This window comes from Streptomyces sp. NPDC002520, assembly GCF_053595235.1.
Map to the genome: position 1 here is coordinate 17,346 of NZ_JBSFXG010000047.1, position 19,416 is coordinate 36,761.

The window sequence follows — 19,416 nt, forward strand, 5'->3', positions numbered from 1 at the left end:
CGGACGCGGCTGCGTCCGCCCCCTCACGGGTGTCGGCCTCATGTCACTCCAGGTGGAAGACCTCTTCGGCCGGCGCCCACCGCTCGCCCTCACCAGCGCTGTCCAGGGGCTGCTGGCAAGGGTCGGTGCGGGCCCACCACTCGCGGGTGACCGGGCACTCTGCGATCAGCGCGGTGTCGGCCGCATAGTCCTCGCCGGTGTACTCCAGGTAGCTGAAGAGCAGGCCGTCGCGCAGGAAGATCGAGTAGTTGCCGATGTTGGCACGTTTGAGGGTCGCCAGCACCTCGGGCCAGGCCGCCGCGTGCAGGGCGCGGTACTCGGCTTCCAGTTCCGGACGCAGGCGGATGACCGCCGCGAAGCGTTGGACGACCACGGTGCCGCCTCCTTGGGTGAAGGGTGTTCGGGGATCCCGCCGGCCCCGCTCCGAAGGGCCGGCGGGGGAAATCGTCACCAGCCCGGCTGGTCGAACCCGATGCCGGGCGCCGTCGGAGCCTGTACCAGCCCGTCGGCGCCGACCGCTGACTCACGCTGCACGGGATTGGTGTAGACCAAGGACTCGTAATAGGTGGTGTTGGGTATCGCCATGCACAGGTGGGCGTTGACCACTCCGCTGCCGTGCACCTCGGCCCGCAGTTGGTAGCTGTCGGCGAGGTGCGCGATGCGCATGGCCCCGGTGATCCCGCCCTTGTACTGCGCACTCGTCCTCACCCGGCCGGCCGCGCCGGCCGCAATGAAGTCGCCGACGTTCAGGTGCGCGCCGTCAGAGGTCTCCGCGACCAGCAGCGGGACCGAAACCTGCTCCGCCAGCCAGCGGTAGGACGTCACGCTGAACTCGCGCATCGGCTCCTCGTACCACAGGTAGCCGGCCTCGGACATCGCGCGGCCGACGTAGACCGAGTCGGCGAGGTCGAAGCCGGCCGAGCCGTCATACATCAGCGGGACGTCGTCACCGACGTGTGCCCTGAGCTTCTGGCACAGCTCCGCGTCCGCCTTCGGGTCACCCCAGGCGTGCAGCTTGATGCCGACATAGCCCAGCTCCAGGCACTGGTCGGCGACATCGAGGTACTCCTCGACGCTGCCGAAGGTGACCGTGCTGGCGTAGGCGGGGATGGCCTCGCGGTAGCTGCCCAGCAGGCGGTGGACGGGCTGCCCGGCCGCCTTTCCGGCCAGGTCCCACAGCGCCACGTCGACCAGCCCGAGGGCATAGATCGGCAACTCCTCGATCCGGTCCAGCTCCCACAGCCGCTGCCAGAGCAGCTCGCGCATCAGCGGATCGCGACCGACGAGGTCCGCGCGGATGCGACGGTCGACCAGGTCGGCGACGATCATCCCGCGCCTCGTGTGAACCTCGCCCTGCAGACCCTCATCTGTGTGTACGCGCAGAACTCCTCCCACCACCGCCGGCTCGGAGCCCGGCAGCCCGGCGCGCCACCGGAAGGGCGGCTGAGCGGGCAGATCGACCAGTTCCACGGTCACATCGGTGATTCGCATGGGTGTCCTTCACGGCTGAAAGTCTGGAGTTTCAGGAGTCGGCGTCGTCGCCGGGCACGACGCGGCGCCAGATCTCCCGCTGGAACTGCTTGGCGGTCAGGTCGATGTGCTCGGCCATCAAGGTCTCGGCACGGCTCGCCTCGCCCGCGGCGACCGCCTCGGCGATCGCCTCGTGCTGCCCGGCGGCCACGCCCAGCGATCCGCCCGCGACCCCGGCCAGCCCGATGGCGGTGACCTGGCGCTGCAGATGGCGCACGGCGTCGACGGTGGAGGCGAAGAACATGTTGGCGGCGGCGGCGGCGATTCCGATGTGGAAGGCCTCGTCGGCGGCGGAGAAGGCGTTGATGTCGCCCTGCTCCGCCGCCTCGGCGGACTGCCGCGCGGCATCGCGCACCGCCTTGACGTGCGCCGGGGTGGCCCGTTGCGCGGCCAGATTGGCGGTGGTGGTCTCCAGGTGGCGGCGGAACTCGAACAGTTCGTCCACCTGACGCAGGTCCGCGGGCAGGAAGTTGGCCAGCGACTGCTGCCAGGAGGACTGCGCGGGCTCGGCCACGTAGATGCCTCGGCCCTTCTGCACGGACAGCCGCCCCAGGGCGGAGAGGATCTTCACCGCCTCCCGGACCACGGTCCGGCTCATCTGCACCTCGTCCGCCAACTCCTTCTCGGTGGGCAGTCGGGCACCGGGCTGAAGTCCCGCTCGGACGACGTACTCGAGGATCCGTTCGGCAGCGACCTCGTACCCGGGGCGGTAACCACCCGTCGCGCCTGCAGGTGCCGAGGTGTTCTCTGAGCCGGCCAACGACTTCCCCCACTTCACTCTTGAGGCCGCCTGAAGCGCACTAGCATCGACGCCCGCCAGCCCTACATGTTTCCGATACATCTGATGCTTCAACCCAGTGAAGCATACCGAAACCCTTGACGCCAGGGTTTGACGACCCCAGACTCGTCCCATCGCAGCTGGGCGGCTCAGCCCCGTCTTGCGACGGAGCCCGAACCCGACGCTCGAACCTTGCCGCTGGTGGCAACTTCGGGAAAAGTCGGCCCATTTCACCCCTTCAATCCTCCAGTATGTATCAGATCTATTCCTCGACACATTGCAATCGCAGATGGGAATGTTCTTATGCACATTCGGCGTAACACTGAACGCACCGGCCGCACCGGCAGACGCCGGGCGGCGCTCGCGGCAGTCGCCGCTCTGGCCCTGGGCGCGGCCGGCTGCTCGGGCGGCTCCGACAGCGGCGCGAACGGCGGCCCGGTCCAGCTCACCTACCGGATCTGGGACGCCAATCAGAAGCCGGCCGTGCAGCGCATCGTCGACGCCTTCGAGGCAGCCAACCCGTCGGTCAAGGTGACCATCCAGCTCACCGCGAACCAGGAGTACTGGACCAAGCTCCAGGCCGACGCCACCAGCGGCAGCGCGCCCGACGTGTTCTGGATGAACGGCCCCAACGCCAAGCTCTACGAGTCGAACGGCATCCTGCTGCCACTGTCGGACAAGCTCGCCGCCAACAAGGTGAGCCTCTCCAACTACCCGCCCAGCCTGGTCAGCCTTTACAACTACAAGGGCACCCAGTACGGCATCCCCAAGGACTTCGACACCGTCGGGCTCTGGTACAACAAGAAGCTTTTCGACGCGGCCGGGGTGAAGTACCCCGACGACACCTGGACCTGGCAGAACCTCCAGGACGCCGCCAAGAAGCTGACCGATGCCTCCAAGAAGCAGTACGGCATCCTCGCGCCGCCGTTCGGCCAGGAGAACTACTACAACACCATCTTCCAGGCCGGCGGCAAGGTCATCTCGGCCGACGGGAAGTCCTCGGGCTACGACCAGCCGGCCGCGGTCGCAGGTCTGAAGTTCTGGACCGACCTGGTCAAGGCCGGGTCCTCGCCATCACTGAAGTCCATGACCGACACCTTCCCGGCCCAGCTCTTCGAGTCGGGCAAGATCGCCATGTACTACGGCGGTAGCTGGGACACCCTGGAGTTCGCCAAGAACGCCAACCTGAAGGGCGATGTCGACGTCACCGTCCTGCCTCGGGGAACCAAGCGGGCAGTGGTGATCCACGGCCTGGCCAACGTCGCCTACGCCAAGACCAAGCACCCCAAGGAGGCGGCAGCCTTCCTCGCCTTCCTCGGTTCCAAGCAGGCGGCGAACATCGAGGCGCGGCAGGGCGGGGTCATCCCGGCCTACAACTCCACCCAGCAGGCGTGGGTGAACGCCACTCCGCAGTTCAACCTGAAGTCCTTCCTGGACGAGCTGTCCTACGCGGTCCCGTTCCCCACCTCCGAGAACACCTCCGCCTGGCAGAGCCAGGAGGCCAGCGTTTTCGGCCCCGCCTGGGACGGGTCGGCCGACGTGGCGGCAGCCGCACAGAAGATGGCCGGCGTCATGAACACGGCGTTGAGCAAGGAAAAGTGAGTCCATGACGCAATCCGCGACTCTCCGGCCCCTGGCCCGGCACTCCCGCGCCGCCACCCGGCGCGGGCGGCGCCCCGGGCGCCGCCGCGATCGGGCCTGGGCCTACCTCATGATCGCGCCGCCGACCATCGGTCTGTCGGTCTTCTACCTGTGGCCCATCGCGCAGACCCTCTACTACAGTTTCACCTCCTCCGGCCCGTTCGGCGGGCACACTTGGGCCGGTACCGCCAACTACACCGCCCTGGCCCACGAGCCGACGGTGGGGCAGTCGGTGGTCAACACCCTGCTGTACACCGTGATCCAGCTGGCCGGCATCCCGCTCGCGGTGCTGGTGGCAGCGCTCCTGAACCAGAAGGACCTGCGCGGCCGCTCGGTCTACCGGGTGATCTACTTCCTGCCGGTGGTGACCATGCCGGTGGCCGTGGCGATGCTGTGGCGCTGGATGTACGACGGGAACTACGGCCTGGTGAACTACCTGCTGTCCACGGTCGGGATCCACGGACCGCACTGGGCCTCCGACCCGGACATCGCGCTGTACTCGGTGGCCGCGATCGGCGTCTGGATGTCGCTGGGCTACAACATGGTCATCTTCCTGGCCGGCCTGCAGGGGATACCCGCCGAGTACTACGAGGCCGCGCGGATGGACGGTGCCGGTCCGGTCCGGATGTTCCTGCGCATCACCGTGCCCCTGCTGAGTCCGAACATCTTCTTCGTCACCGTGCTGACGGTGATCAACTCCCTGCAGATGTTCGACCTCGCCTACATGATGATGAGCACCCCGGGGTCCGCGGCCGGCACCGCCAACCCTGCGCTGCCCAGTGTCCGGTCGATCTCGTACCTCTTCTTCCAGAAGGCCTTTGTCGAGCACGACATCGGTTTCGGGGCCGCGGTGGCCTTCGTCCTGGTGGGCTTCATCGTGCTGATGACCTTCATCCAGTTCCGCCTTCAGAAGAGGTGGGTGCACTATGCCTGAGGCATCGTCCCGTGCCCGTGCCCCGCGGTTCCGCGCCAAGTCGGTGGCCACCCACGCCGTACTTATCGCGGGAGCGGCGCTGATGCTCGGCCCGTTCCTGTGGGAGGTCATCACGGCGCTCAAGCCGTTCGCCGAGACCACCCGGCTGCCGCCGACCCTCCTGCCGCACCACTGGCAGTGGTCGAACTTCACCGAGGTGTTCCAGTCTCTGCCGTTCGGGCGCATGTTCCTCAACACCGTGCTGATGACGGCCGGACGGACCGCGGCCCAGGTGGTGTTCTCCGCGATGGCCGGCTACGCCTTCGCGCGGATGCGCTTCCGCGGCAGCGGGCTCCTGTTCGGACTGTTCCTTTCGGTGCTGATGGTCCCGGGCCTGGTCTTCCTGATCCCGCAGTACATGATCATCCAGGACCTCGGCTGGCTGAACTCCCTGCAGGGCCTGACCGTCCCCGGGATGTTCAGCGCTTTCGGCACCTTCCTGCTGCGCCAGTTCTTCATGGCACTGCCGCACGACGTCGAGGAGGCCGCACGGCTGGACGGGGCCAACCCCTGGCAGATCTTCTGGCGCATCGCGCTCCCGCTGGCCAGACCCGGTCTGCTGGCGCTCACCATCCTTACCGCGCTGTGGTCGTGGAACGATCTGATGTACCCGCTGGTGATCAGCACCGACCCGCAGCAGATGACCCTGTCCGCAGGCCTCGCCACCCTTCAGGGCGAGCACTTCACCGACTACTCCGTGCTGATGGCCGGGTCGCTGATGGCCACCGCGCCGATGGTCGTCGCCTTCGTCCTGCTGCAGCGGCACTTCATTCAGGGCATCGCCTTCACCGGCAGCAAGGGCTAGCTCGTCTCAACCCCATGGAAGGACACAACGTTGGACGACATCAGGCTCGGCGTCATCGGCCTGGGCAACCGCAGCGACCTGGTCGAGCTGGCCCACCGGCCCGGCTCCGGCTCGGTGGTGGCGGCAGTCTGCGACCGCGACCCGCGTTCACTGGCGAGCGCCGAGGAGCGCTTCGGTACCCATGTGAGGACCACGCCGGACCATCACGAGCTGCTCGACGCCGGACTTGACGGTGTGTTCGTGCTGACCCCGGACCACACGCACGAGCAGATCGGTCTGGACTTCCTCGCGGCCGGGGTTCCGGTCTTCCTGGACAAGCCGATGGCGATCACCACCGAGGGCTGCGACCGGCTGCTCGCGGCAGCGAGCAAGCACCAAACCCCCCTGTACGTCGGCCACAACATGCGACACATGCCGGTCGTGGTGGCCATGCGCAAGCTGATCGCCGACGGAGCGATCGGCGAGGTCAAGGCGATCTGGTGCCGCCACTTCGTCGGCCACGGCGGGGACTTCTACTTCAAGGACTGGCACGCCGACCGGCGCAACACCACCGGTCTGCTGCTGCAGAAGGGGGCCCACGACATCGACGTCATCCACTGGCTGGCCGGCGGCTACACCCGGCGGGTGAACGCCATGGGCGGGCTGACGGTCTACGGCGGCATCGACTCGCGCCGTGACCGCAGCGGGGAGCGGATGACCGAGTGGCTGTCGACGGAGAACTGGCCGCCGCTCAGCCTGACCGGCCTCAACCCGGTGGTGGACGTCGAGGACCTGAGCATGATGCTGATGCAGCTGGACAACGGCGTCTTCGCCAGCTACCAGCAGTGCCACTACACACCGGACTACTGGCGCAACTACACGGTGATCGGCACCGAGGGGCGCCTCGAGAACTTCGGCGACTCCGAGGGGTCGGAGGTCCGGGTGTGGAACCACCGCTCCGACTACCGCGCCGAGGCGGATCTGGTGGTGCGCGTCCACACCCCGGCCGGCACCCACGGCGGCGCGGACCCGGTGCTGGTCGCGGAATTCCTGCGGTTCGTGCAGGAGGGCGGGGCAACCGTCACGTCGCCGGTCGCGGCCCGCGAAGCGGTGGCCGCCGGCCACGCGGCCACCACCTCGCTGCGGGACGGGGGCCGGGTCATCAACATCGCTCCCCTGGACCCAGAGGTGGCCGCGTACTTCGCGAACGGCCAGAAGTGAGCCGGCCACAGGACTGACAGGGGTTCGACGCACCCTCACGGACTCCGCGCAGAGCTCCGACGCCGGTCTCGCCGGTGGTCGCCGGGCAGCACCCGTGACCACCGGCGACGGGCGCGATCACGGTGGCGACAACGTACTCCCGCGCTCGATCAACCGTGTCTCGAGCTCGACACGGGAAGCCCGGACCGCTTCGCCGGCCATCAGACGCAGAAGCGTGCCGGCGGCCAACTCGATCATTTCGCACTCCGGTTGACGAATCCTGGTGAGCACCGGACTGAGCCAGCCCCTCTGGAAGGTCGTCGAACCCGACGCGGCGCCGCAGCCCGTGGCCCTGCCCTGCGCCGTCGTCGGCGGGTACCGCAGGGCCGCCGCCCAGTCCGGGATCAACGGACTGCTGGCCGATCGGCTCCTCCCCCGGACGCCCGCCAGGGACGCCCTGGACCACGCCCTCACCACCTGCGCGCGGCGTGTGCCACCCAACGCACCTGCTGCGTCCGGTGCTCTCGCTCACCCCGCCGCCCTGTCCGATCTGAACCCCCTCGCCTACGCCCGCGCCCGGCGCACCGCCGACGCGGGCCCGATGTTCCGGTTGATCGGCAGCAGGGTGACCCAATGACCTTGGGAGTTGGACGACGACCCGGTCCGGAGTTCACCCACTGACGCGGTCACGTCATGAAAACCTCCTCGACACCCCGTTGCCGCGGGTAAGGAGGCGATGGGGTAACCCCGCCCGCCATCCCACTCGCATCGGGGACCGGTGGCCGGACCTGCCCGGCGACCTCCCGGCTGCCGTACGCCGGTTCGGAGTTACGCCGGGCAGGTCCGGCCACCGACACGAGGTATTCAAGGAAGCCGCGTCCCGGCACTCATCCGCACCGCCGCCGGCACAATGGCCACCCGGCCCGGCCTGGCCATGGAGCGCGGGGTTTCAGCTTCACCGTCCTGCTGCACGCCGCCTGCGACCAGGGCACCACCGCCACCAGCGTGCTCGCGCCGGAGCCGGTGGCGCTCGTGGGAGCGATCGGCCGGGCCGTCCTGAACGATCTACTGCCTGCCGAACACCGTCAGCGCGTCAAGGCCCGCAGCCCCAAGCAAGAAACCGACCAAGTACGGGCCGAACACGGGGAAGCACCCCCAGCCGGCACAGGCCTACACACTCGACGTCAGGTCCAGACCGTCGACCACGGACTTGCATCGCGTCACCGCCGCTGAACGCCACGGTTTTGGGTGTCCGATGGGTCTGCGGCCGCCGGGTGCCCGGCCCTGCGGGGATCATCTCTGGTGGCGGCCCTGGTGTCGATCACCTTGAGTGAGATGAGCCTGGAAGGGCCCGACTCTCGCGCCAAGACCACTGGATGTGATTCACTGAACACACGCTCGTGTATAGAATTGAAACATTTGCAACCAGCAGGAGACGGCGGGCGAGCGCGCCGAGCCCGCGAACAGACCACAGAGCTCGAATGGGAACGACGTGACTCGCCCTGACTCGCAATCCAGTCCGCAGCCCGAGGGTACCCCAGCCGGGTACCGACCCGGTTACGAGATCGCGGCCGAGCGCATCCTTGAGTACATCGTCACGGAGCGGCTCGAACCGGGGAGTCGCCTGCCCACCGAGAAGGATCTGGCGGAGGCCGTCGACATGAGCAGGACGGTGGTCAGAGAGGCGGTGAAGATCCTCTCCGCGGTGGGGCGTGTGTCCGTGCAGAAGGGCCGTGGCATCTATGTCGCCGATCCGGAGGGCGCACGCTGGCAGGAGTCGCTGTCGCAATTTCTTCCGGCCGATCTGCGGCAGGTGGACGAGATGTTCGAGTTCCGTCGTCACGTGGAGACCGTGACGGCGCGACTGGCCGCGCAGCGAGCCGCACCCGCGCAGGTCAAAGCGATCCGCGAGACGGCCGGACAGTCGATGGACGCGGCGCGGGACGGCGACATAGAGGCGTTCACCCGGGCCGATGAGGCGTTCCACGGCGCAATCGGTACGGCAGCGTCGAACATGTTCTTGAGCGCGACGGTCGACTCTGTGCAGCGCCTCCAGCGGCAGGTCAGTGCGATAGGGCTGGCCGGTGTGGCAGGCGGGTCACTTGTGGTGGCCGCTGAGCAGCATCAGGCCATCGCCGAGGCCATCGAGTCGGGGGACGAGGAGCAGGCCGAGACGCTCATGGCCGGGCACGTTGACATGACGATGAGTCAGTTCCAGCGCGAGATCAGCAATCGACTCCTCTCCCGGCGCAATACCTCTCCGTGAGATCCTCACGTGTAGTCGACCTCGACGTACGCGCTGGGCATGCTGAGCCCTATGGAGTACGAACTCCGCACCCCACCAGCAGCCGGAAACCAAGCTCCTCGACTCCACCCAACTCGGGCCGTCCGGAGTCCCTACCGAACCCGGAACGGTTCAGTGCGTCGACGAACCCGGTGTGCCAACGGTCCCGCATCAGCTGCCACTTACCTGACTGGGCGTGCCGCTCACAGCTGGGCTTGCCGCGTCGGGCCTTGTCGATGCCGAGCACCTCAGCACCTCAGCACCTGGCAGCGGCGCCTCGAGGGCCTCATGGGCAACCGTCCGAAAGGCATCCATCAGGGTCGGCCAGCTGCGTCCAGGGCCGATAACAGCTGCCCCACTCACACTCAGTGACGGGCAGTCAGCGCCCAGACTCGACGGGCATGCACCGCTCAAGTCCGAAGACCCGGTATCCGGCGCGGCGCGCAGTGCCGCACCGGAACACCGCCCGCGCGTCAGGTTCAACGACTACCCGCCGCCGGGGTGATCATCTTCACCCCCGGCGGCGGGTCGTCGGGCCGGCTACTTGTCGGTCACGGTGACGACCGCTCGCGCCTTGACCGACGTGCCAGCGACCGTTCCGGCCACGGAGAACCACCCCTCCTTGGCCACCTTGTCCTCCGAGACGGGATCCCAGGTCACATCGACCGACTTGGTCGTGCCGTCGCTGTAGACGGCCTCGGTCTGTGCGGGCAGCGTAGGCATGGCGCTGGCCTTCGTATCTACGGCAACGGTCTTGAAGTCGACGATGGACGTCGCCTTCTGCGGCTCGTACACCTGGAACTCGGCCAAACCGGACTCCGCGCCGATTGGGTTGTCGTACTTGCCATCGGGATCGATGGTGAACTTCACCCAGCTGGTCTTGACGGGCGCATCAAGCGTCACGATATTGTCCGGTTGACCGTCCCACTGGATATCGGTGACCCGCTTGCTGCCACCTTCCCATTCCAGGACTCCTTCCGAGATCCGGTCACCAGAACCTCCGCGATCGACCAGATTGACGCGGTCGATCTCCACCGCAGTGGGGAAGTCGAGCTTGATCCACGGAGTCCGGTCAGCCTTCTTCGCCGCCCAGGAGGTGGCTTTGGAACCGTCGATCGCCTTCGTTCCGAGATAGCGGTCGTCTTGATTGTCACCGTCCGGGACGCCGTTTCGATCTCGGACCGAAGAGACCGTCACCTTTGCCTGATCGGCAATGTTGGTGCTGTGCGCATCGATCGCTTCCTGGTTCGACCGAACCTTCACCCCATCCAACGTCACGACCGCTTCCGCAGTCGCCTTGAATGTGCCGGTGATCGGCTCCTTCAGCACGATGGTGTTACTTCCCGGCACGTTCTCCAGACGGTCATCACTGAACTCGTAGGCGACCGTCGCCTTCGACAGGTTCACCTTCTCGCCGGTGCTGAGGGTTCCCTCAACCGTTCCGACAATCGGCTCTCCCGTCTTGATATCGCTCTTGTTGAGCGACAGCTTCACTTCTTTGAGGAATGCCGGAATGGACAGCTTGCCGGATGCGTCCACGTCGACGTAGAAGTGATCGCTTGCGCGGTACCCGTCCAACTCCGCGGTCACGTTGATTCTGGTGCGCCCCTTCCCGGAGGCCGATACCACGCCGTCGGTTCCCACTTCGGCCACGGACGGATCGTCGCTGGTGAAAGCGAGCTTTGCGGCTCCCAGGTCGATCGGCTGACCGAGGAAGGAGAGTCCTGCCACATGGATCGCGGCGGTGCGGCCATCCGCATCGACTTTCGGATCCAGCTTGATGCTGCCGAGCGCGGTGAGATCTCTCGACGAGAAGGCCTGGACTTCGAGCACGTCGATCGGGCTGCCGTTCTGGCCACCGCCGGGGAAAGAGACCCTCACATAGCGCGCCTGCACGCTGGAGTGGTCAGGATCGACCGGATAGTTGTAGTAGAGGCCTTCCTGTTCCCAGCCATACAGTGTCGTGTCGCTCTTCGGAACGGCCTGCGTTTCCCTCGACGTCGGCAAACCCGCCCCGGACAGGACCGACGTTTCGTTGCCCGTGGTCCACTTGACGCCGTCTTCGCTGTACTCGATCTTCACCTTCTTCGGCACGTCGTAGTAGGTCACATTGTCGGGGTTCGGCATGTGATGGTTGAAGAAGACGTTGACGCGGGTGAGTTCTTGCATCTTCCGCAGGTCGTAGGTGATGCTCGGAGATTCATCGCCGGCCGGCGCGACCCACTTTTCGGAATTGCCTCCCGTCGCGTCATTGATGGTGCCGTCGGACAGCGTGCTCGCGTGCTCGCTGTCGGTGGACACCTGCGGCGTGATCCCCTGCGCGGCATTGAAATCGGGGAGGAGTGTGAGGTAGTTGCGGGTCGAGGTGTAGGTCTTCCCGTCCACTGTGATGTCGGCCCAGTAGCTGTACATCGTCGGCTTGGTGACCTTGTCGGTGAACTTCATGGTGTTGCCTTCGACGACGAACGGCGATTCGTCGGCCGGTACCTCGGTGACCGTGATCTTGCCGGCGGCGTTGTCGCGCTTGCCGTCGACGGTCGCGTAGTGATACTTGATCTCGGAAGGATTGAGGATGTCGACCGTGCCGCCCTTTCGGGTGAAGGCCTTGAAGGTCACCGGGACGTCCTTGTTCGTGGAGAACTGTCCCCAGAACTGCGCCCCCTTCGTGTACATGTTCACGCCGACAAGCGGGAGTGCCGCCGAGATCGCGCCGTCGCTCACCTTGACCGGATACGTGTCGGTCTTGACCTGGGGATCATTCACACCGTCGTCGTAGGTTGCGGTCACCTTGATGGTCGCGGTCCCGTCGCCGACAGCCCTGACCCGGCCGGAGCCGCCTACCTTTGCGACCTCCTCGTTGTCGCTGGTGAACCTGAGCTTCGCCGGCGCCAAGACGTTGGTGTAGTCGTTCATGTAGCTCTCGGCCCTGAGCTGCAGGGCCTTGGTCGAGGTCTGGCTGCTGAACAGCTTGACGCTCGTCATCTTGTAGTCCCTGACCGGGCTCTTCGTCCTGATCTTGATGATCGTGTCAACGGGATCCGTGGTCACCTTGGACGTGTCGATGTTGATGTAGTACTTGTTGCCGTCCCGCTCCATGGTGAACGGAAGCTCGGTCCCCTTGTTCAGCCACTCCACGGCGTCGACCTTGTAGTCGAACGGCCCGATCCGGCTCATCCGATCCTGGCCGCTGAAGCCCGACTTCGCCACGCCGGAGATCTGGTTCTTGATCATGTGCATGTAGACGTACTGGTCACGAGCCATGGCGTAGCCCCACTCGGGACCCTGACCGTGAGCGATGGCCTTCTTCGAATCGGTGTACCAGGCTGGCTTGAGCGTGTAGTCCATGGTGTACGGCATGGTGCCGTACATGGACTCGCGCAGATCAGGCCCGGAGCCGTTGTCCATCCACTTCACGATCGACGCGCGCATGTCCGACAGTTGCTGTGAGGAGACCGGCACCATCGAGAAGATGTTGGTGTTGTCCAGGTTGCTGCTCAGGTTGTCCATGCCGCGGGTCACGGAGATCGAGGAGTCGTAGTTCATGACGTAGCCGTGGCCGTACTGGTTGATCAGTTCCTTCGTTGCCTCGGCCCAGTCGTCCCGCTCATTGCCCTTGGCGTATTGGGTCCAGACGTCCAGGGCCGTGGTGTACGGGTCATTCCATTCCTCATGGGCGACCTTCCTGCCCTGCGGCAGGATTCCATTGTGCCAGCCTCCGTCCGTATACGGTTCGCTGTTCCAGAACGGCCGCTCGTGCAGGGTGATGTCCTGATCGCCGGTTTCCGCATTCGGGTTCGCGTCGATGAGTACGCGGTCGTTGTAGTTGCGGGCCGAGCTCCAGGCGACGTCGACGTTGGAATAAGATTCGGGGCCACCATCGGCGAACAGGTACCACGGGTTGTATCGCGCGACCAGGCCCTGGATGTCGCTTTCGAGAATCTCGGAGCCCCCGTACAGCGATGAGAGGTAGACACCGAACTTCAAACCGTAACGCTCGGCAGCCTCCTTCGCCTGCTGTACGCGGTCCTTCACGTGCCAGGTGCCGTCATCGGCCTTGTACAGCGCGTTGTACTTGTACAGCTTGTTGCTGTCGCTGGGGGTCAGGTTCGCATTCGGCGACGGCCAGTAGTAGATGGTGTTCTGGATGCTTTCTGTCGAAAGCAGAGTCATACCCATCTCTTTGGCCGTCTGGGCCCATTCGTCGTAGTTGAAGTTCGGGTCGTACAGGTTCGGTATGGTCCCTGTGGTGTGTGACAGGGCTGACATCTTCCCGTTGATGAACCAATCGACCGGGTTCCTCTTCACCGTGATGGTGTACTGCTTCGTCGCTGAGGCTCCCTGAGCGTCAGTCACCTTCACGGTGAAGGCGTAATCCTTCTGCGTCTTACCTTGCGCACCGTCCGAGACCGTGCCGTCGATGTGACCGTCGGCCGCCAGTGTGAGCCCAGGCGGCAGTTGGCCATGGGCGACGGTCCACGAGTACCCGGGAGCTCCACCGGCAGCCTGGAATGTGAACGGAGCAGCCTGCGGGGCGATACTCGATGTGTTCCTTTTGCCATCGATCGTTGCGACCATCCCGACGTACGGGTTCTCGTCGTAGGCGTAAGGCAAGCTGTTGGACGGATAGTCGTTCGCCGGCGTATTCGCGTTGCGCTTCTTGAACGCATCCTGATCAACACTGAGGCCGGTCGTGACAACGGACAGCTGATTGTTGGACGAGTTCGGTCCCGCCACGGAGTACGTCAGGTCGGGGATGAGGTCTCCGTTGCCGTCGCACAGTCTCGCGTAGAAGCCGAGGAAGTTCTTGTTCTTGCCGGGGTTCTTGTGCTGAATCTCGATCAGCAGCTTGTTCCAGCCCTGCTTCAGCTGAACGGGATACTTCGTGCCGTTCTTGCTGACCCTGTTCACGACGCTGCCTTGCTGACCGACCTGAGCGTCGTTTGCGAACAGCCGGTACACGCCCGAGCCGCCAACCTGCCACTGAACGTCCTGCGCGGTCGGGCTGTAGACATAGCTGGCGGCCACAACCCACTTGTCGGTTGTGGCCTGGCCCTGCTTGACGTCGAAGTAGCCCATCAGGTCGTTGTAGTCGTCGTAGTTCCGATTGAAGATGCGATCGTCGAAGTACTGCCAGGTTGACGTCTCGTTGCTGCTCGGGTCCGCGAGCGAGGTGCCGATGGCGGGAACAACGGGTTCGGGAGACTGCTCGACCACCGGATGGGCGTAGGGACCGGAGACCACCCATTGGTTCAGGTATGGCGCCGTGCCTCCAGTTTGAGCCGCGTGGGCTTGCGACCCCGTGAGTACACCGCCCACCGCACCAGCGAGTGCGAGCGCGATCGCGACGACGCCGCATTGGATCTTGCGCAAACTTTTCATTTGACCTCCTTGCACTTGTCGAGATAGCCGATACACCGCCGATGTGGATCTTCAGCAGCTCGTTCACTCCCACGGCCGTCCTCGCGTCGCGGGACCGAAGCCTCCTCCATCCAGGGATACGAGGATGTTTCACATCCTCCCCATGGTCGCGAGTAGTAGATCAGATCTATTCTTGCTCGACAAGGGTTCGCGACAGCGTCACGCTCTCGTCGACTCGTGACGGGTCCTGCAGAGGATCACGGAAGACGGCGCAGCCGACGACGGGCAGGGCTCGAGCCACATCAGGAAGGTCGCTGCTCTCAAAGACTCCGCCACCGCCGAGGCGGTGCTGCCGGACTCCGGTGGCCTTCCTGCGGACTGGGCACCAACGCAGGCGGTCCAGGTCACCAAAGGCATCCCGGACAACTGCAGCTTCCGTTCAGTGGGGTCGGCGGTCGGCGGTCGGCAACATCCTGCGGACCAGACCCGCCGAAGGGTTGACCGGGGAGGCACACACCCGACGCGGACTGATCGTCGCCGACCTGGTGGAGCGCCGAATCCGGCAGGACCTGGTCGGCAGCGACCCGCTGCTGCTGGAACTCCTCTGGCACCGGCTCTGGGAACTCGGCCGTATCGAGAAGTTTCCGATCTATGCGCTCGGACTGGTCGACGTCGGGCTGTGGGACCTCGCCTGCAAGGCCGCGGAACTCCCCGTCCAACCTGGGTCAGGAGTTGGCGGAGGCCGACGACACCTGGCACCAGGGACCGATGCGGGACTTCAGCGTGGCCTCGGACCTCCGACGGCCCTCTGAAAACGGGGACTTCATCCCGGCTGGTGCGGTCGACCATGTACGGACCTTCGCCCAGTACAAGGGCAGCATCACCGGCGCCCTGCGGATAGCCCATCTGTACATGGCCATCCCAAACACATCGAACTACGAGCGGTTAACCGCTGAGGAGACCTCGGTGTCCGACGCCATTGGGTGCGGCGTCGGACACCGAATTGCTTGTCAGCCGATCGCGGTATCGAAGATGTGCTTGGAGGTCTGGCTGGCCGCGGCGCTTTGGTCGACGTTGCAAAGGGTCACGTAGAAAACGGTTTCGCCCGCATGCAGCGGCACGGTGGCTGCGTAGACGCTGACCTCATGGTTCAGCTTCCCGCTACCAGAGTTGATGTACGGCAGGCCGGCCGGAATGTCGCTCACTGAACGGTGGATCCAGGCTGATGTGCCGGTGAGCCGAGATCCGAGGAGGCGCGCAGCTCGACCACCTGCCCTGGCTTGTCCAGTTCGAGAATGGTGATCTCGTTGGGGCCCACCTGCCACAGCGGGGCCGGGGCGTAGAGGGTGCGCTGTGGGCCGACGCGCCAGTAGCGGCCGAGCAGGAATCCGTTGATCCAGCAGAATCCCTTCGTCCAGCCCTCGAGGGCGAGGAAGCCGTCGGCGGGCTCGTCGATGGTGATCGTTGCCCGATGCAGGGACGGCCCCAGGCTGTTCTGGCCGGTCGACGCCGGTGGGGTGTCCAGCGGGATCGGCCGGTGCTGCCAGCCGAACACGTACCGCTGCCCGATCAGCACGCCACCCAGGATCCCCTTACGGTCGGCCAGGTCTGGGCCGAAGTTGACCCGTCCCTGGTTCTCCACCAGCACGTCCAGGGTTACTTCGGCTCCATTGCCGCGGATCGCCAGGCTCTTCTGCGGCGCGTTGCGTTCGAGCACACCCGCCGGCGCGCCGTCGATGAACACCTGGGCCCGGTCATGCAACTCGCGTATCTCCAGCGTGGTGTCCCCCGGCGGTACGGACACCCGGGCCCGGTAGTGGACGAGCCCGGTGGACTGGCCCAGTTCTTCCATACTCAGCGGCGTCGGCGACTCGATCGGGTCTCGCAGCGGAGCCGGACCGTCCAGCAGCGCGCCGACCGCTCGCGTAGGAACCGACTGCGGGGCGAGTCGCGCGGGCGCCATCGGCAGCGGCGTGTCCGGGACGGGCAGATATCGGGCGATCACCTCGCGGTACCGGTGGAACTTCTCGGTCAACTCCCCGGATTCGCCGATCGGCGCGTCGTAGTCGTAACTGGTGACGGTCGGCTGGTACTCGCTGTCCTGGCAGTTCGCGCCGTTCCACAACCCGAAGTTCGTCCCTCCATGCGCCATATAGAAGTTCACCGACGCCCCCGTGCGGAGAATCGCGTCCAGTTCGGCGGCTGCGCTCTCCGCCGAACGGACATGATGCGGCTCGCCCCAGTGGTCGAACCAACCGTTCCAGAACTCCATGCACATCGCCGGACCGCCCGGCTGGAAGCGTCGCAGCGCGGCGAACGCCTCATCAGTGCGGGATCCGAAGTTCACCGTGGCATGGACCCCGTCGACCATTCCCGCGCTGAGCGTCGAATCGGCGGGCCCGTCCGATGTCACGAACGGACCGACTGCCCCGCGGGCCCGCAACCCCTCGAAAAGATGGCGAAGGTACGCGGCGTCGTCGCCGAAGCTCCCGTACTCGTTCTCTACCTGCCAGGCCACGATCGGACCCCCGGACGTGGCCTGCAGCGGCACGAGTTGTGGCAGCAGCGCGCCGAACCACTGATCCACGGCGGCCAGGTAGGCGGGACTGCCGCAACGCAGGCGTACCGACGGGTCGGCGAGCAACCGGGCCGGCAGCCCGCCGAACTCCCATTCCGCGCAGATGTACGGGCCGGGGCGTACGATCACGTCCAGGCCGGTTTCGCCGGCCAGTCGCACGAACCCGGCGATATCCCGCCATCCCTCGAAATCGAACTCGCCCGGCGTGCGCTCGTGAAAGTTCCACGCCACGTAGGTCTCAAGGGTGTTGAGGCCCATGGCGCGAAGCCGGAGCAGCCGATCGCGCCACTGTTCCGGGTGCACCCGGAAGTAATGCATCGCCCCGGACACGATCCGATGCGGTCTGCCATCGCGGCGGAATCCGTCCGCCTTGATTGTCAGTGTCACTTAACACTCCCCGCAGTCAGGCCGGAGCGCCAGAAACGCTGAAGCGCAAGGAAAGCTATCACCAGTGGAATCACCGACAAGAATGCGCCAGTAATGGTGACGTTATAGGGCACGCCGTTGTCGAATTCCGCGCGCCAGTTTGCCAGCCCGACAGTGACGGGTTGCAGCTTGTTGTCGCTGAGCATCAACACCGGGAGAAGATAGTTGTTCCAGATGCCGACGAACTGGAACAGAAAGATGGTGACCAGTGCCGGTGACATGACCGGCATCGCGATCCGCCAGAAGATGCGCGCTTCGCTGGCGCCGTCGATCCGTCCGGCCTCGATCAACTCGTAGGGCACCGCCTCTGCGGCGTAGATCCGGGCGAGGTAGACACCGAACGGGCTGACGATGCTGGGCAGGAAGACGGCCCAATAGGTGTTCACCAGGTCGAGCGAGCTGAACATGAGATACAGCGGAAGCGCGAACATCGATGCCGGAATCAGTACTGCGCCGAGCACGATGTTGAAGGCCAGATTGCGTCCACGGAAGGAATACTTCGCCAACGCATAGCCGGCCATCGCGGATACGAGGGTGGCCACGGCAGCGCCACCGACGCTGTACAAAACGCTGTTGAGAATCCACCGGCTGAAGACACCGTCCTCCTCATGGAAGACGTCCCGGATGTTCGCCCACAGATCGAAATGAGAGAACCACAGACCATTGGTGGTGAATAGGTAGCCTCTATTCTTGGTGGCACTCACCAGCAGCCACCAAGACGGAATCAGCGTGTAGATCGCAAACAGCAGCAGCACCAGGAAGACGCCGGAGCGGCTGGCCAGTGGCACTTTAGGTGTGGTGCCGGATCGAGTTGCAACCCTGGTGGTCATGCGCCGAGTCCCCTGCGTTGAGTAAATTTCATGAATCCGAAAGAGGCAACGAAAGTGAACACCGCCAAGATGACGGATTCGGCTGCCGCCAAGCTGTAGTTGTTGGTGTTGGAGGCGTACTGGGCGGCCATGATAGGCGTGTAGGTGATGGTGACCGAGGGCGCCTCTCGCTGCAGGATCGCCGGCTCGGTGTACAACTGCGCGGTGCCGATGATCGAGAAGACCGTTGTCAGGATCAGTGCCGGTCGCAACAGCGGGATCTTCACGTGCCAGGCCAGCCGCCACCCGGAGCACCCGTCCATCACCGCCGCCTCCGTCAACTCACCCGGAATCGCCTGCAACGCGGAGTAGAGGATGAGCATGTTGTAGCCCGTCCACGCCCAGGTCAGCATGTTGCCGATCGAGACCAGCGCCAGTCCGCCGGACAGGAAGTCCACGTTCATACCGATGTGCTTGAGTGCGGCAGTGAAAGGGCTGACGCTGGGCACATAGAGAAACGACCACATGATCGCTGCGATCGCTCCGGGCATCGCGAAAGGCAGAAAGAAGATCACCCGAAAGATGCGCTTGAACCGGGCAGACCGCGAATCGAGCAGCAACGCCAGCAGCAGCGCCAGCCCGAGCATGACCGGCACCTGGACGACCCCGAGCAGGAGCACACGCAGGATCGACCTCAGAAAGTTATCGTCGTGCAGTGCCGTAATGTAGTTCGACAAGCCGGCAAATACCTCTGTGGGTTGTGACAGACCCAATCCAGAACGGTGCAACTTGAAGAAGCTCTCGTACAGGGCGTAGCCGATCGGCGCAAGCATCACCGCCATGAACAACAGCCCGAACGGCGACAGGAAAAAAATCGCCGAAAGGGTGCGCCGTCGTCCCGCCGAAGACCGCTGGGCCTTGGCCCTGCGCTTCGTGACCGGGAGATCTTGCTCAACCATGTTGATCGTCATTTTGGTTCCTCGTCCGCGCCGAACGCGATGGAGCGCTGCTCCTCACGGCCGACGTCGCTCACGCAAACCTTTCCTGGCTGAATC

The 19,416-nt window shown here is 65.1% G+C and carries 16 protein-coding genes; 7 read left to right on the plus strand and 9 right to left on the minus strand.

Going from position 1 to position 19,416, the window contains the following annotated elements; translation table 11 throughout:
- Positions 1-43 precede the first annotated feature (43 nt).
- From ACWD5D_RS39250 to ACWD5D_RS39260, 3 genes are all read right to left on the minus strand, one after another.
- Positions 44-373: an L-rhamnose mutarotase gene (locus tag ACWD5D_RS39250; RefSeq protein ID WP_451377596.1), complete on the minus strand. Its 330-nt coding sequence runs from the start codon at positions 371-373 to the stop codon at positions 44-46.
- A 74-nt stretch (positions 374-447) separates the two neighbouring features.
- Positions 448-1,491 carry an enolase C-terminal domain-like protein gene (locus tag ACWD5D_RS39255; protein WP_451377597.1) on the minus strand — a complete coding sequence of 348 codons (1,044 nt, stop codon included), beginning with the start codon at positions 1,489-1,491 and terminating at the stop codon, positions 448-450.
- A gap of 31 nt (positions 1,492-1,522) precedes the next feature.
- Positions 1,523-2,290: a FadR/GntR family transcriptional regulator gene (locus tag ACWD5D_RS39260; protein WP_451377598.1), complete on the minus strand. Its 768-nt coding sequence runs from the start codon at positions 2,288-2,290 to the stop codon at positions 1,523-1,525.
- Positions 2,291-2,611: 321 nt separating this feature from the next.
- Here ACWD5D_RS39260 and ACWD5D_RS39265 point away from each other — a divergent pair, with 321 nt between their 5' ends.
- The 4 genes from ACWD5D_RS39265 to ACWD5D_RS39280 are packed head-to-tail and all read left to right on the plus strand — an operon-like array spanning position 2,612 to position 6,927.
- Positions 2,612-3,910, plus strand: coding sequence for an ABC transporter substrate-binding protein (locus ACWD5D_RS39265; protein WP_451377599.1), 1,299 nt, complete (start codon positions 2,612-2,614; stop codon positions 3,908-3,910).
- Between the two features lie 4 nt (positions 3,911-3,914).
- A complete protein-coding gene (locus ACWD5D_RS39270) occupies positions 3,915-4,883 on the plus strand; it encodes a carbohydrate ABC transporter permease (protein WP_451377600.1) in 969 nt (322 codons plus the stop codon).
- Positions 4,876-5,727: a carbohydrate ABC transporter permease gene (locus tag ACWD5D_RS39275; protein ID WP_451377601.1), complete on the plus strand. Its 852-nt coding sequence runs from the start codon at positions 4,876-4,878 to the stop codon at positions 5,725-5,727. The genes ACWD5D_RS39270 and ACWD5D_RS39275 overlap by 8 nt, the downstream gene beginning before the upstream one ends.
- Positions 5,728-5,757: 30 nt before the next feature.
- Positions 5,758-6,927, plus strand: a complete 1,170-nt coding sequence (locus ACWD5D_RS39280) for a Gfo/Idh/MocA family protein (protein ID WP_451377602.1) — start codon at positions 5,758-5,760, stop codon at positions 6,925-6,927.
- 117 nt (positions 6,928-7,044) lie between these two features.
- On the opposite strand, the gene ACWD5D_RS39285 is transcribed toward ACWD5D_RS39280, so the two are convergent.
- The gene (locus ACWD5D_RS39285) at positions 7,045-7,164 is read right to left on the minus strand and encodes a hypothetical protein (RefSeq protein ID WP_451377603.1); all 120 of its coding nucleotides are present in this window, start codon (positions 7,162-7,164) and stop codon (positions 7,045-7,047) included.
- 25 nt (positions 7,165-7,189) lie between these two features.
- On the opposite strand from ACWD5D_RS39285, the gene ACWD5D_RS39290 reads away from it, so the two are divergent.
- Together ACWD5D_RS39290 and ACWD5D_RS39295 are read left to right on the plus strand one after the other, a co-directional pair.
- A complete protein-coding gene (locus tag ACWD5D_RS39290) occupies positions 7,190-7,543 on the plus strand; it encodes a hypothetical protein (protein ID WP_451377604.1) in 354 nt (117 codons plus the stop codon).
- Positions 7,544-8,398: 855 nt separating this feature from the next.
- Positions 8,399-9,172, plus strand: a complete 774-nt coding sequence (locus ACWD5D_RS39295; RefSeq protein WP_451377605.1) for a FadR/GntR family transcriptional regulator — start codon at positions 8,399-8,401, stop codon at positions 9,170-9,172.
- Positions 9,173-9,730: 558 nt separating this feature from the next.
- Here ACWD5D_RS39295 and ACWD5D_RS39300 read toward each other — a convergent pair.
- Positions 9,731-14,569 carry a DUF7402 domain-containing protein gene (locus ACWD5D_RS39300; protein WP_451377606.1) on the minus strand — a complete coding sequence of 1,613 codons (4,839 nt, stop codon included), beginning with the start codon at positions 14,567-14,569 and terminating at the stop codon, positions 9,731-9,733.
- A 476-nt stretch (positions 14,570-15,045) separates the two neighbouring features.
- On the opposite strand from ACWD5D_RS39300, the gene ACWD5D_RS39305 reads away from it, so the two are divergent.
- Positions 15,046-15,360: a hypothetical protein gene (locus tag ACWD5D_RS39305; protein ID WP_451377607.1), complete on the plus strand. Its 315-nt coding sequence runs from the start codon at positions 15,046-15,048 to the stop codon at positions 15,358-15,360.
- Between the two features lie 198 nt (positions 15,361-15,558).
- Here the strand turns inward: ACWD5D_RS39305 and ACWD5D_RS39310 are convergent, their stop codons facing one another.
- From ACWD5D_RS39310 to ACWD5D_RS39325, 4 genes are read right to left on the minus strand one after another with little or no spacing between them, the layout of a single operon-like run.
- Positions 15,559-15,753 (minus strand): hypothetical protein, encoded by a 195-nt coding sequence (locus ACWD5D_RS39310; RefSeq protein ID WP_451377608.1) that lies wholly within the window; start codon positions 15,751-15,753, stop codon positions 15,559-15,561.
- Positions 15,750-17,513: a glycoside hydrolase family 35 protein gene (locus ACWD5D_RS39315; protein WP_451377609.1), complete on the minus strand. Its 1,764-nt coding sequence runs from the start codon at positions 17,511-17,513 to the stop codon at positions 15,750-15,752. Before ACWD5D_RS39315 ends, ACWD5D_RS39310 begins: the two co-directional genes overlap by 4 nt.
- The gene (locus ACWD5D_RS39320; RefSeq protein WP_451377610.1) at positions 17,510-18,382 is read right to left on the minus strand and encodes a carbohydrate ABC transporter permease; all 873 of its coding nucleotides are present in this window, start codon (positions 18,380-18,382) and stop codon (positions 17,510-17,512) included. The genes ACWD5D_RS39315 and ACWD5D_RS39320 overlap by 4 nt, the downstream gene beginning before the upstream one ends.
- Positions 18,379-19,332 carry a carbohydrate ABC transporter permease gene (locus ACWD5D_RS39325; protein ID WP_451377611.1) on the minus strand — a complete coding sequence of 318 codons (954 nt, stop codon included), beginning with the start codon at positions 19,330-19,332 and terminating at the stop codon, positions 18,379-18,381. The genes ACWD5D_RS39320 and ACWD5D_RS39325 overlap by 4 nt, the downstream gene beginning before the upstream one ends.
- Positions 19,333-19,416 lie beyond the last annotated feature (84 nt).

Coding starts and splice junctions, on each gene's coding strand:
- ACWD5D_RS39255 (WP_451377597.1), bottom strand. CDS start 1,491: ATGCGAATCACCGATGTGACCGTGGAACTGGTCGATCTGCCCGCTCAG.
- ACWD5D_RS39265 (WP_451377599.1), top strand. CDS start 2,612: ATGCACATTCGGCGTAACACTGAACGCACCGGCCGCACCGGCAGACGC.
- ACWD5D_RS39270 (WP_451377600.1), top strand. CDS start 3,915: ATGACGCAATCCGCGACTCTCCGGCCCCTGGCCCGGCACTCCCGCGCC.
- ACWD5D_RS39275 (WP_451377601.1), top strand. CDS start 4,876: ATGCCTGAGGCATCGTCCCGTGCCCGTGCCCCGCGGTTCCGCGCCAAG.
- ACWD5D_RS39285 (WP_451377603.1), bottom strand. CDS start 7,164: ATGATCGAGTTGGCCGCCGGCACGCTTCTGCGTCTGATGGCCGGCGAA.
- ACWD5D_RS39300 (WP_451377606.1), bottom strand. CDS start 14,569: ATGAAAAGTTTGCGCAAGATCCAATGCGGCGTCGTCGCGATCGCGCTC.
- ACWD5D_RS39320 (WP_451377610.1), bottom strand. CDS start 18,382: ATGACCACCAGGGTTGCAACTCGATCCGGCACCACACCTAAAGTGCCA.
- ACWD5D_RS39325 (WP_451377611.1), bottom strand. CDS start 19,332: ATGACGATCAACATGGTTGAGCAAGATCTCCCGGTCACGAAGCGCAGG.